The sequence below is a fragment of the Ralstonia sp. VS2407 genome (assembly GCF_052950655.1).
In genome coordinates, this window is the sequence record NZ_JBRFVG010000003.1 from 259,318 (window position 1) to 272,026 (window position 12,709).

Below are 12,709 nucleotides of genomic sequence, written 5' to 3' on the forward strand. Positions count from 1 at the left end.
AACCCTGGCGACGCTGCGTTGCGGCGATGACTGCACTGCAGCATCGATTGTCATGAAACAGTCACTGCGGCCGCCTACGATGTAAACGTTTACACATTCCAAGGGGCACGCAGTGGGCAGCAGCATCAAGGACGTGGCGACGCATGCCGGCATTTCGATTGCCACGGTGTCGCGGGCGGTCAATACGCCGGAGCGGGTGAGCGCGTCGACGCTGACCCGTGTGCAGGCGGCCATGAATGCGCTTCACTACCGCCCGAACGCGCTGGGCCGCCAGTTGCGCGCCGAGCGCACGGGCTTGCTGGGCGTGGTGCTGCCATCGCTGGCCAACCCCGTGTTTGCCGAATGCATGCAGGGCATCGAGGAGGCTGCGTCCATCACAGGCCAGCGCGTGATGCTCATGACCACCGCCTACGACCGCGAGCGTGAAGCCCGCGCCATCGAGACCATGCTCGAGCAGCGCGTCGACGGCCTGATCCTGACCGTGGCCAATGCCGCCGCCAATCCGCATCTCGATCGCCTCGACGCCGAGCATGTGCCTTATGTGCTGGTCTACAACGACACGGTCGGCCAGGCGCGCATTCCTGCACGCTGCTGTGTGACCGTCGACAACCGCGCCGCCGCCCGCGACGCCATTCGCGCGTTGCTCGCACAGGGCCACCGCCAGATCCGCATGCTCACCGGCACGCTGGCCGCCTCCGACCGTGCAGCACTGCGCCACGACGGCTACCGCGAAGCGCTGGAAGCGGCCGGCATTGCGCCGCAGCCGCCGGTCGAAATTGACTTCAATGCCGACGCCATGCTGCCAGCCGAGCTGGCCCGCCTGCTGGCGCCGCCGCGGCCGACCGCCATTTTCTGCAGCAACGACCGCCTTGCGTTGCTCACCATCCGCTCGCTGCGCGAGATGGGCCTGCGCGTGCCAGAAGACGTGAGCGTCGTCGGCTTCGATGGCCTGGCGATGGGGCAGTGGCTTTCGCCCACGCTGGCGACGGTGGCGCAGCCGCATCGCCGGATCGGCACCGACGCAGCCATGGCGCTGGCCCGCCGCATCACTGGCGAGGCGGTGCCCTCGATTACGTTGCCGCACCGCCTGCTGGCGGGCGGCACGCTGGCCCGTGCGCCGGCTGAAGCGTCTCTCTCCGTTGTTTCTTCCCTCACGTCTGATACGCAAGGAGCGTCTCGATGAAACGTCTCGTTCAATGGCTGCGCGCGTGCGGCCTCGTGGCTGCCGGCGCATTTGCCGTGGCTGCGCCGGTGCAGGCTCAACCTGCTGGCCAGCAAGTCGCCATCTGCTACAACTGCCCGCCCGAATGGGCCGATTGGGCCAGCCAAATCAAGGCCATCAAGGAAAAGACCGGCATTACCGTGCCGTTCGACAACAAGAATTCCGGCCAGGCCATCGCACAGATGCTGGCCGAGAAATCGCATCCCGTGGCCGACGTGGCCTATCTGGGCATCACGTCCGCGTATCAGGCCAAGGAAAAGGGCCTGGTCGCGAACTACAAGCCGAAGCATTGGGAAGACATTCCGGCCGGCATGAAAGACCCGGATGGCGCGTTCTTCTCGATCCACTCCGGCACGCTGGGCTTCTTCGTCAACAAGGACGCGCTGGAAGGCAAGCCCGTGCCGCGCTCGTGGAAGGATCTGCTCAAGCCCGAGTACAAGGGCATGGTCGGCTATCTGGACCCGAGCAGCGCCTTTGTCGGCTACGTGGGCGCCGTGGCGGTCAACCAGGCGCTGGGTGGCACGCTCGACAACTTCGGTCCGGCCATCGAGTGGTTCAAGCAGTTGAAGAAGAACGCGCCGATCGTGCCGAAGCAGACGGCCTACGCGCGCGTCGTGGCAGGCGAAATCCCCATCCTGCTGGACTACGACTTCAACGCCTATCGCGCCAAGTACAAGGATCACGCCAACGTGGAGTTTGTGATTCCGCAGGAAGGCACGATTGCCGTGCCATATGTGATGAGCCTGACCGCCGGTGCGCCGCACGCCGAGAATGCCAAGAAGGTGCTCGATTTCGTGCTGTCGGACGAAGGCCAGACGCTGTGGGCCAACGCCTATCTGCGCCCGGTGCGCGCCAGCGCCATGAGCAAGGAAGCCGCCTCGCGCTTCCTGCCGGCCAGCGAATACGCCCGCGCAAAGACGGTCGACTTCAACAAGATGGCAGCCGGCCAGCAGGCGTTTGGCACGCGCTACCTGAACGAGGTCCGCTGAGCATGAGCACCGTCACCCGAACCACCTTGCCCGACGATGCGGTGTTGCCCGCACGGTGGCGGGTGGCGTTGCTGGCACCGGCCGTCGCGCTGTTCTGCGCGTTCTGGCTGCTGCCGATGGCCGCGCTGCTGCGTGTGAGCGGCAGCGAAGGGCTGGTCGCCACCTACACGGCGGCGCTCACCACACCACGCTACCTGGGCAGTCTGTTCTCGACGGTGGTGCTGTCTGCGGCGGTCACGCTGGCGACCCTCATTCTCTCGACCATTGCCGGGTTGTTTCTGGTGCGCCACAACGTGCCGGGCAAGCGGATGATTACCGCCATGCTGACGTTTCCGCTGGCGTTTCCCGGCGTGGTGGTCGGCTTCATGGTGATCCTGCTGGCCGGGCGCCAGGGCCTGCTGGGTGACCTCACGCACAAGCTCGTCGGCGAGAAATGGGTCTTCGCCTATTCCATCGGCGGGCTGTTTCTCGGCTACCTGTATTTCTCGATTCCGCGCGTGGTGCTGACGGTCATGGCAGCGGCGGAAAAGCTCGATCGTTCACTGGAAGAAGCGGCGCGATCGCTGGGCGCATCGTCGTGGCAGGTGACGCGCGATGTGCTGGTGCCGGGATTGGCGCCAGCGCTGATCGCCTCCGGCGCGATCTGCTTTGCCACGTCGATGGGGGCATTCGGCACCGCCTTCACCCTCGCCACCGATATCGACGTGTTGCCGATGACGATCTATACCGAGTTCACGCTCAACGCGGGTATTGCGATGGCGGCGGCGCTGTCGGTGGTGCTGGGCGTGGTGACATGGCTGGTGCTGGCGATTGCGCGCACGGCGAGTGGTAGCGCAACCGGAGCGGCAGCATGAAGCGCGCTTTGTCTATTGCCCAGTGGGGTATCACGCTGCTGCTGTGCCTGTTCCTGATCGTGCCCGTCGTGCTGTCGATGGCCGTGGGCCTGACGCGCAACTACATCCGCGGCTTCAAGAGTGGCTGGACGCTCGATTGGGTCGCCCAGGTCTGGGATATGTATCAGGCGTCGATCTGGATGTCACTGCTGGTGGCGCTGTGCACGCTGGTGATCGTGCTCGCGGCCGGCGTGCCTGCGGGCTATGTACTGGCGCGGCGTCAGAGCCGTGCAAGCCGCCTGATCGAAGAATTCCTGACGCTGCCCGTGGCGCTGCCTGGCTTGGCGACGGCGCTGGGGTTGATCGTGGCCTATGGCGGCTTTGGCGGTTTTCGCGAGAGCCTGTGGTTCATCGTCGTCGGGCATGTGGTGTTCACGCTGCCGTTCATGGTGCGCTCGGTTGCAGCCGTGGCGGCAGGCCAGAACCTGAAGACGCTGGAGGAGGGCGCCGCCAGCCTGGGCGCGTCGTTCTGGCAGCGCTTTCGCACCATCGTTCTGCCCAACGTGCAGCCCGGCATCCTGGCCGGGGCATTGACAGTGGTGACGCTCTCGGTGGGCGAGTTCAACCTCACCTGGATGCTGCACACACCGGAAACCAAAACCCTGCCGGTCGGCCTGGCCGACACCTATGCGTCGATGCGCCTGGAAATCGCCAGCGCCTACACGCTGATCTTCTTCGTCATGATCGTGCCGCTGTTGGTGCTGATGCAGCGCTTTGGCGGCCTGCGGGTGAACAACGGAAAGGCTTCCCGATGAGTACCGAACCCCTACATCTCGCGCCCGTGCCGATCCGGCTGCGCGGCTGCGGAAAACACTTCGGCGGCCAGCGCGTGCTGGAGTCGATGGACCTCGATATCGCCGCCGGCGAAACCGTCGTGCTGCTCGGCCCCTCGGGCTGCGGCAAGACCACCACGCTGCGCATCGTCGCCGGGCTGGAAGCGCCGGACGCCGGCGGCACCGTGCACTTTGGCGACGAAGACGTCACCGCGCGCCCGATCGAGCGCCGCCGCGTCGGCATGGTGTTCCAGAGCTACGCGCTATTTCCCAACCTGAGTGTGCGGGGCAATGTGGAATACGGCCTGCGCATCCAGCGCCGGCAGAACGGCTTGTCCGACACGCAGATCAGCGCCCGGGCGAACACGCTGCTGGAGATGATGCACCTCACGCCGTATGCAGACCGCGGTGTGGATCAGCTCTCCGGCGGGCAGCGCCAACGCGTGGCCCTGGCGCGCGCGCTGGCGCCCGAGCCGCGCGTGCTGCTGCTCGACGAACCCCTCACGGCGCTTGACGCCAAGCTGCGTGAATCCGTGCGCGCCGAGATGGACCGCCTGCTGCGCAGCCTCGGCATCACGACCATCTACGTGACACACGACCAGGAAGAGGCAATGGCGCTGGCCGATCGCATCGTCGTCATGGAAGCCGGCCGCATTGCGCAGATCGGCACGCCGCGCGAAATCTACTTCCAGCCGGCCAACCGGCACGTGGCGGATTTCATCGGCGTCATGAACCGGCTTGACGGCGCGCGAGAGGATGGCGCGTTCGTCTGCGCGGGTGGCCGCGTCCTCGTGCCGGCAGGCGAAGGCAACGCCGTGTTTTTCCGCCCCGAAGATGCTGTGCTGGCGGACCCGGCCCAGGCCGCGCTCAAAGGCACGGTCGAATCGGCGGTGTTTCTCGGTTTCCGCACCCGCGTGCGCGTGGCGGGCGTGTCGGCCATGCCGCTGTTCATCGACGTGCCCGGCCGCCAGCAAATCGCGCCGGGCCATGCGGTCGGCTTCGATGTTCCGGCAGACCGCCTTCTGACCCTGCAAGCCTGATGCTGATGCATTTCCTGCAACTGACCGACCTTCATATCAAGCGCCCGGGGCGACTGGCGTACCGGCGCGTGGACTCGGCGGCGTATTTGGCACGCTGCGTGGCGCATATCCTGGCGCAGCCGGAGAAACCGGACGCCATCGTGCTGACCGGCGACCTGGTCGACGCGGGCGCGCCAGAGGAGTACGCCCACCTGCGCGCCGTACTGGCGCCGCTCGATGCGGCTGGCATCCGCATGCTGCCCGTACTGGGCAACCATGACGGCCGCGATGCTGCCCGCGAAGCGTTTGCCGATTGGCTTGCGCCCATTCCGGCCACCGCGCAAGACACGCGCGCTTTCCAATACTGGACCGACATTGGCGACGTGCGCCTGATCGCGCTCGATACGCTGGACGCCGGCCATCCGGGTGGCCGCCTGGGCGTGCGGCGTCTGGATTGGCTGGCCGAAGCGCTGGCATGCGAGACGCAACGCCCGACCGTCATCGCGATGCATCACCCGCCGTTCGCCACCGGCATCGGCCACATGGACGTGCAATCGCTGGCCGAGGAAGACATCCCGGCCTTCGCGCAGATCGTGCGTGCGGCCGGCAACGTCGAGCGGATCATCTGCGGGCATCTGCATCGCTCCATTGACGTGCGCTTTGCGGGCACCGTCGCATCGACATGTCCATCACCCGCGCACCAGGTGGCGCTGGATCTCGACCCCGACGCGGCGCCCGGCTTCGTGATGGAGCCGCCCGCCTACAAGGTGCACGCATGGGTGCCGGGGCAGGGCCTGGTGAGCCACCTCGCCTACGTGGGGCAATTCGATGGTCCGCATCCGTTCTTTGAGGCGGATGGCCGGCTGATCGACTAGGCCGCTTCCTCGGCGGCGGCCATACGCGCGACCAGCGCGTCGACATCGTTTTCGGCCGATGCAATCGACGCACGCAGTCGCTCGTCGGCAAACTCGTCGTATTCGATAGCGACGGAGGCCACATCGGTGATGCCGATGTAGCCGAATGCCGTTGCAACGCCGCCTTCCACGTGGTTCATGTGGGCGATGCGCTGGCCAGGGCCGTAACCGAAATCGCCGCGCGCGCTGAGGATGACGAGGCGCTTGTTCATGCCGGCCAGCAGCGGCCAATAGGGCTCGCCAGTGCGGCTGCGGTCGAAGCCGAACGTACGGCCCACGCGCACGATATTGTCGATGTACGCCTTGAACTGCGCGGGCATGCCGAAGTTGTACATCGGCACGCCGGCCACGATCACGTCGGCGGCGAGCAGTTCGTCGATCAACGCATCGCTTTGCGCAAGGCGGTCGTGCATCCAGGGTTCGCGCTGCGGGGGCGGCGTGAACGCGGCGTGCACCCAGCCGCCGTCCACGGGCGACGGCGGTTCGGCGCCGATGTCGCGATAGCCGACCTGCGTATCGGGCGCATGCTCAAGCCAGCGCTGTACAAAGCGCGCGGAGAGCCGGCGCGTGTGCGAGCCATGGCGCGAAGTCTCGGAGCTGCCCGGCCGGGCGCTGGAATCCAGATGCAGAAGGCGGGTCATGTTGGATCGTTGATGAGTGAAGGTGTGCCCACTCTACGAACCGCGCCGCAGCGCGACAAACGACATGTTTTGCGCGCGATGGCTGACATGGATTCATCCATGCCGCCCACGCGGGAAAAGCGCCCGTGACACAATCCCGCGCATGCGAAAACTGCCACCCCTGAGCGCGCTGCGCGCCTTTGAAGCCACCGCGCGTCACCTCAGCATGAAGCGCGCTGCCGACGAGCTGTCGGTCACGCCCACGGCTGTCAGCCATCAGATCCGCCGCCTGGAAGATGCGCTGGGCGTGGTGCTGTTCGAACGCCACGTGCGTGCGCTGCGCCTGTCAGCTGCCGGCGAGCAGCTCTACCCGGTGCTCAATACCGGCTTTGACGCGTTTGCCCAGGCCATCGATGCCATTCGCGGCACGCAGGCACAACCGGGGCGTCAGCGCGTGACGCTCACGGCACCGATGGGGCTTGCTGCCCGCTGGCTGGTGCCGCGACTTGGGGAATTTGCGACGCAGCATCCGGAGGTGGATCTGCGCATTCATGCGTCCGACACCGTGGTCGACCTGCATGGCGGCAGTGCAGACCTTGCGGTGCGCTATGGCGATACGCCGGCCACGGGGAATGGACTCGTCACCGAACGGCTCTTTGGCGACGCCTATGCACCCGTCTGCCACCCGGGCCTGAAGGTGCAGTCGCACGACGATCTGGCGCGCGTGCCGCTCATCCACTCCGAATGGCAGCGCACGCTGCCGCAGGCGATCGGCTGGCCGATGTGGGCACGCGCCGCTGGTATCGAGCAAACGCTCAAGACCGACACGGGCATCGTGCTGTCCGACGACGGGCACGCCATGTCGGCGGCAATGGCCGGGCAGGGTGTGATCCTGGCGAACCTGCCGCTGGTGCGCGATGCCTTGGAGGCTGGCGCGCTCGTCCAGCCGTTCGCAGCGCCGGTCATTCAGCGCTACGCCTTCTGGGCCGTGGCGCCGTCTGCGCGGCTTGACGACGTTGCCGTGCGCGCGGTGTGGGATTGGCTAGGCGCGTGCCGGGAAAACACGGCACGCATGCATCGCTCAGCCCAATAGCGGCGACGCCGCACGCGCTGGCGCAAACGCCTCGTGCCACGCGGCGGCAAGTTGCAGCAAGGCAAACTCCGACCGGGGCGGCGCAATCACCTGCAGGCCCAGCGGCAGGCCTTCGGCGGTCAAGCCCGACGGCAGGCTCGCCGCCGGCACGCCCGCCAGCGTGGCGCCAATCACGACTTCCATCCAGCGGTGATACGTGTCCATCGCGCGGCCGGCGACGGTCTTGGGCCAGTGTTCTTCAGCAGGGAAGGGCGCAACCTGCGTGCAGGGCAGGACGAGGAAATCGTAGTGCGCAAACTGCCGCAGCAGCGCCTGGTACCAGCTCGCACGCGTGGCGATGGCACGGTTGATGTCGATGGCGGTGCGGCTGCGTCCGTGCTCGATTTCCCAGATCGCTTCGGGCTTGAGCAAATCGCGCGTGGCGGCGTTGTCGTACAGCAGGCCGAGGTTGCCGGACACGCTCAGCGCGCGCAGTGTGCACCAGCATTCCCATAGCGCGTCCATGGCGAAGAAAGGCCGTACGGTTTCGACATGGCAGCCCAGCGTATCGAACGTGTCGAGCGCCTGTTCGTTGACGGCCAGCACTTCGGAATCGATGGCAAGGTAGCCACCAAAATCGCCTAGCCAGCCAATGCGGGCCTGCCGGAAATCCCGGTGCAGTGGCTGCATGAAGCACGCCGGATCGTCACTCAGCGACAGCGGCGCACGCGGGTCGTAACCGGCTTGCGTGGCGAGCAGCCAGGCGAGGTCGTGCGGATTGCGCGCCATGGGGCCCTCGGTGCCGAGTTGCTGAAAAAACACGTCGCCGGTGGGGCCGTACGGCACGCGGCCGAGGCTCGGACGCAGGCCGTAGATGTTGTTCCAGGCGGCGGGGTTGCGCAGCGAGCCCATCATGTCGCTGCCGTCGGCCACGGGCAGCATGTTCAGCGCCAGCGCGGCGGCGGTGCCACCGCTGCTGCCGCCGGCCGAGCGCTCGGGGTTCCAGGCGTTGCACGTGGTGCCGTACACGCGGTTGTAGGTATGTGAACCGAGCCCGAACTCCGGCGTATTGGTCTTGCCGATCAGCACGGTGCCCTGCCGGCGAATGCGCTCGACAACGATGCTGTCATGCGTCGGCACATTGCGCGCCATGGCGAGGCTGCCCATCGCCGTCACCATGCCCGCCGTGGCGGCAAGATCCTTGGGCGCTTGCGGAAAACCATGCATCCAGCCGCCGGACAAGCCCTGCGACAGCAGCACATCGCGCTCGCGTGCCTGCTCGATGGCGGATTCGCCATCGATGCGGGCGACGACGGCGTTCACCGCCGGGTTATGGCGATCGATCTGCGCAAGGAACGCTTCCATGACTTCGACGCACGACACATCGCGCGCGTGGATGTGCCGCGATAGCTCGATCGCGCTCCATTGCACAATCTCTTCGTTGGTGGCCGCCGGTGTGGCTGCATGGCTCAGATTCGCTTGCATTGCTTGACTCGAAGTTCACTTCACGCGATCAGGTAGGTCTGTGCCAGTCGCACCCAGGCGGCCGCGCCCAACGGCAGCACCTGGTCGTTGAAGTCGTACCCAGGGTTGTGCACCATGCAGCCGCCGAACTCACCTTCGCCATTGCCGAGGATGAGGTAGCAGCCAGGCACTTCGTTCAGCATCCAGGCAAAGTCTTCGCTGCCGTTGAGCCCCTTGGGCGCCTGGGTGACGACGTTGGCCGCGCCAACCAGTTCGGTGCAGACCTGCTGCGCCAGTTGCGTCTCGGCCTCGGTGTTGACCATGGGCGGCGTCAATTGACGATAGTCGATCTGCGCCTCAACGCCATGGGCTTGAGCGGTCAGGCTGACGATCTCGCGAATGCGCATTTCCACCAGTGCACGCGTCTCGGGCCGCGCCGCACGCACATTCAGGCCGATCGTCACCGATTCCGGAATCACGTTGTGCGTTGCCCCGCCGCGAATGAAACCGACCGACACCACCGCCGTGTCATCGGGCGCGACGTTGCGTGCGACCACGGTCTGCAAGGCGGTGATGATGGCGGCCGATGCGGCAATCGGGTCACGCGCGCGATGCGGCATCGCGCCGTGTCCGCCCATACCCTTGATGGTGACGTCGGCCACGTCGGAAGACAGGCTCACCGGCCCCGGCAGCACGCGGAAGCTACCGGCCGGCACACCCGGCATGTTATGCAAGGCATAGACGGCATCGCACGGGAAGCGCTCGAAGAGGCCGTCTTCGATCATGGCGCGCGCACCGCACAGGTTTTCCTCATCGGGCTGGAAGATGAGGTTCAGCGTGCCGTCAAAATCGCGGCTCTCGGCCAATGCCTTGGCCGCGGCGAGCAGGATGGCGGTGTGCCCATCGTGGCCGCACGCGTGCATCTTGCCGTGGTTGCGGCTGGCGTAAGGCAGACCGGTTGCTTCAACGATGGGCAGGGCGTCCATGTCTGCACGAATGCCGAGACGGCGCGTGCCGCTGCCGAGCTTCAGCTGGCCCACCACGCCGCTCTTGCCGATGCCGGTGTGGACCTCGTAGCCCCAGCTTTTGAGCAGATCGGCCACTAACGTGCTGGTGGCGCCGACCTCGAAACCGAGTTCAGGCTGCGCGTGAATCTGGCGGCGGATGTTGACGAACGTTTCCGCATCGATGTGGACGGGCGGCAGCAGATGCGGCAGCAGTTGAAACGGCGTGAGCGTGGGGGCTTTGGTCATGTCGGGGCTCCGGGGTGGGCGGTAGGAATCGGGTTCAGTGGGTTTCGCGCGCTTCGCGCAGGCTCAGCACGGTCAGCAGCGTGATGGCGCTGCACGCCATCATGTAGAAGGCAGGGGAGAGCGGATTGCCGGTGCGGGCCAGCAGCCACGTCACGACAAACTGGCACGAACCGCCAAACACCGTCACGCCGATCGCGTAGATGACCGACAGGCCACTGGCGCGCACCTTGATGGGCAGCAGCTCCATCATCATGAGCAGCATCGGCGTGGTGCCCAGGTACAGCGTGCCGGTCAGCAGCGCAGACAGCGCCAGCACCAGCGGCACGCTCGGGTAATGCGTCATCAGCCAGAAGGCCGGGTAGAGCGCCACCACGGTGACCAGCGTTGCGCCCACCACCAGCGGCTTGCGGCGTGGCAGGCGATCCGCCAGCCAACCGGAGAGCAGCGACGCGCCAAAGCTTGTCAGCCCCGTCACGCAGCCGGCAAGCAGCGACAGCGAAGGCGGCAGATGCAGCTCGCGGATCATGTAGGTCGGCATGAAATAGATCACCAGATACGTGCCGACCGTCCCGCCGATGATCGTCAGCACGCCCTTGATGACGAGCCCGCCGTGATCGCGAAACAGGGTGCCGAGCGGGCTCGGGGCATGCGTTTCGGCGGTGTGCGTTTCGTCGAGGTGCGAGCGGATATACAGGCCCACCGGCGCAATCAGCAGGCCGAGGAAGAACGGCACGCGCCACCCCCAGCTCTGCAGCGCTGCTGGCGACAGGCTGCCGTACAGAATGGCCGCAGTCAGCGCGCCGCACAGCGCCGCAATGCCCTGGCTACCCAGTTGCCAGCTCACGCGAAAGCCGCGCCCCCGAATACCGCCGGATTCCATCAGCATCGCGGTCGATGCACCGATTTCGCCGCCCAGCGAAAAGCCCTGCAGCAACCGCCCGGCCAGAATCACCAGCGGGCCGAGCAGGCCGGCGGTGGCGTATGTCGGCGCAACCGCCAGGCACAGCGTGCCGACGACCATCAGCCCGATCGTCAGCGTCATCGCGGCCTTGCGTCCGTGGCGGTCCGCATAGTTGCCGATCACAAAGCCGCCGAGCGGGCGCATCACAAAGCCGATGCCGAACGTCGCCACTGCCAGCAGCAGCGAGCCATACGCGCTGTCGGACGGAAAGAACAGCTTGCCGATCATCAGCGCGAAGAAGCTGTAGACCGTGAAGTCGTACATCTCCAGCGCATTGCCGATCGAGCATGCGGCGATCAGGCGTGCCTGGCCGACAGGCTTGGGCGCGGCCGCGACCGAGGCGGGCAACGGCGTCTGCAGGGTGGCGTCATTCATGTGGATCTCCATCCGGGGTATTGGCGAGAGGGCTTCTGCGAACCCTTGGGCGCTTGCAGTATTCCGCCAAGCCGCCGTCCGGAAAAAATCGTAAATATTCATCCCGATAACCAAATAGAATCGCCGTCATAACCGGCCTGCATCCGCTATCGGGGAAAGCCCGCGAATCATTGGGGCGATGTCGGGTGACGTGCTGAATGCCGGGCAGTGCGCCCAATGATGGGGAGGAGCGACGTGAAGCTGCACCAATTGCGCATCCTGCTGGCCGTGGCACAGCACGGCAGCATCCACGAAGCGTCTCGCGGGCTGCATATCTCGCAGCCGGCGCTGTCGAAGGCGATTGCGGAACTGGAAAGGGAGCTTGGCGTCACGCTGCTGTCGCGTTCGGTGCGCGGCGTGAGCCTGACCTCATATGGCATGGCGCTGGTCAAGCGCGCGAGTGTGGTCGAGCAGGAACTGCGTCACGCGCTGGAAGACATCGAAGCCATTCGTGGCCATGCGGAGGCGGAACTCAACATCGGCTTTACCGCCGTGGCGTCGAGCGGGCCGCTGCCAGATGCGATGGCGGCATTGCGCAAGCGCTTTCCCAACGTTGCGCTGCGCGGCTTCGAACAGCGTCCGCAGCAGATTCTGGAGGGGCTGCGGGAGGGGCGGCTCGATATCGGCTTGATCTCCAGCAACAGCGGCCCCGGCACGGGCAGTTTTCAGTGGGAGCCGCTGTTTTCAGTGCCGATGCGCCTGGCGGTGCGCCCGGGCCATCCGTTGCGCCGCGTGCGCCGACTACGCCCGCTGCTGGATGCCGACTGGCTGGTGCTCGACCCGCTGGAGGATCCGGGTAGCCCGATGGTCAGCCTGATGCGTCTGCATCGCCTCGACATCCCGCGCCGGATCGTGCAAAGCGCGTCGAATCTGCTGGGGCTGCAATTGGCCACAAAGACGGATGTCGTCAGCATGTGGTCGGAGTTTGTCTTCAGCGGCACCGGCGGGCCGCTGCGCATGGTGCCGGGCTCGCTCGAAACCTTGCCGATGGAAGATGAGCTGCCGGATTTCAATGTCTACATGGTCTATAGGTCGGCGGACCTGATGACGCATGTGTGTGCGGAATTCAGCAAAGAGATCCGGCACGCGGCGCAGCACTATCGCCAGCGCTGACC

General features: G+C 66.1%; 12 protein-coding genes. 8 read left to right on the forward strand and 4 right to left on the reverse strand.

The window, feature by feature from the left end; translation table 11 throughout:
• Positions 1 to 112 precede the first annotated feature (112 nt).
• From ACU8YE_RS06860 to ACU8YE_RS06885, 6 genes are read left to right on the forward strand one after another with little or no spacing between them, the layout of a single operon-like run.
• Positions 113 to 1,183, forward strand: coding sequence for a LacI family DNA-binding transcriptional regulator (locus ACU8YE_RS06860; RefSeq protein WP_446928381.1), 1,071 nt, complete (start codon positions 113 to 115; stop codon positions 1,181 to 1,183).
• Entirely contained in the window at positions 1,180 to 2,211 is a 1,032-nt protein-coding gene (locus tag ACU8YE_RS06865; RefSeq protein WP_446928382.1) for an ABC transporter substrate-binding protein, read from the forward strand. The genes ACU8YE_RS06860 and ACU8YE_RS06865 overlap by 4 nt, the downstream gene beginning before the upstream one ends.
• Positions 2,212 to 2,213: 2 nt before the next feature.
• Positions 2,214 to 3,065, forward strand: a complete 852-nt coding sequence (locus ACU8YE_RS06870; RefSeq protein WP_446928383.1) for an ABC transporter permease — start codon at positions 2,214 to 2,216, stop codon at positions 3,063 to 3,065.
• Positions 3,062 to 3,859 carry an ABC transporter permease gene (locus ACU8YE_RS06875; protein ID WP_232042826.1) on the forward strand — a complete coding sequence of 266 codons (798 nt, stop codon included), beginning with the start codon at positions 3,062 to 3,064 and terminating at the stop codon, positions 3,857 to 3,859. Before ACU8YE_RS06870 ends, ACU8YE_RS06875 begins: the two co-directional genes overlap by 4 nt.
• Positions 3,856 to 4,917 (forward strand): ABC transporter ATP-binding protein, encoded by a 1,062-nt coding sequence (locus ACU8YE_RS06880; protein WP_414560645.1) that lies wholly within the window; start codon positions 3,856 to 3,858, stop codon positions 4,915 to 4,917. Before ACU8YE_RS06875 ends, ACU8YE_RS06880 begins: the two co-directional genes overlap by 4 nt.
• Positions 4,918 to 4,922: 5 nt before the next feature.
• Entirely contained in the window at positions 4,923 to 5,771 is an 849-nt protein-coding gene (locus ACU8YE_RS06885; RefSeq protein ID WP_446928462.1) for a phosphodiesterase, read from the forward strand.
• Here the strand turns inward: ACU8YE_RS06885 and ACU8YE_RS06890 are convergent.
• Positions 5,768 to 6,451: an FMN-dependent NADH-azoreductase gene (locus tag ACU8YE_RS06890; protein WP_446928384.1), complete on the reverse strand. Its 684-nt coding sequence runs from the start codon at positions 6,449 to 6,451 to the stop codon at positions 5,768 to 5,770. The genes ACU8YE_RS06885 and ACU8YE_RS06890 overlap by 4 nt on opposite strands.
• Positions 6,452 to 6,593: 142 nt before the next feature.
• On the opposite strand from ACU8YE_RS06890, the gene ACU8YE_RS06895 reads away from it, so the two are divergent.
• Positions 6,594 to 7,523 (forward strand): LysR substrate-binding domain-containing protein, encoded by a 930-nt coding sequence (locus ACU8YE_RS06895; RefSeq protein ID WP_446928385.1) that lies wholly within the window; start codon positions 6,594 to 6,596, stop codon positions 7,521 to 7,523.
• On the opposite strand, the gene ACU8YE_RS06900 is transcribed toward ACU8YE_RS06895, so the two are convergent.
• Genes ACU8YE_RS06900 through ACU8YE_RS06910 form a run of 3 tightly spaced genes read right to left on the reverse strand, consistent with a single transcriptional unit; the run spans position 7,512 to position 11,555 of the window.
• Positions 7,512 to 8,987 carry an amidase gene (locus tag ACU8YE_RS06900; RefSeq protein ID WP_446928386.1) on the reverse strand — a complete coding sequence of 492 codons (1,476 nt, stop codon included), beginning with the start codon at positions 8,985 to 8,987 and terminating at the stop codon, positions 7,512 to 7,514. The two genes, ACU8YE_RS06895 and ACU8YE_RS06900, sit on opposite strands and share 12 nt — an antisense overlap.
• Before the next feature lie 20 nt (positions 8,988 to 9,007).
• Complete coding sequence (locus tag ACU8YE_RS06905; protein WP_322016696.1) at positions 9,008 to 10,219, reverse strand: M20 aminoacylase family protein; 1,212 nt, start codon at positions 10,217 to 10,219, stop codon at positions 9,008 to 9,010.
• Positions 10,220 to 10,253: 34 nt separating this feature from the next.
• On the reverse strand, positions 10,254 to 11,555 hold the full coding sequence (locus ACU8YE_RS06910; RefSeq protein WP_446928387.1) for an MFS transporter: 1,302 nt from the start codon (positions 11,553 to 11,555) through the stop codon (positions 10,254 to 10,256).
• A 234-nt stretch (positions 11,556 to 11,789) separates the two neighbouring features.
• Here ACU8YE_RS06910 and ACU8YE_RS06915 point away from each other — a divergent pair, with 234 nt between their 5' ends.
• Complete coding sequence (locus tag ACU8YE_RS06915; protein WP_440476464.1) at positions 11,790 to 12,707, forward strand: LysR substrate-binding domain-containing protein; 918 nt, start codon at positions 11,790 to 11,792, stop codon at positions 12,705 to 12,707.
• Positions 12,708 to 12,709 lie beyond the last annotated feature (2 nt).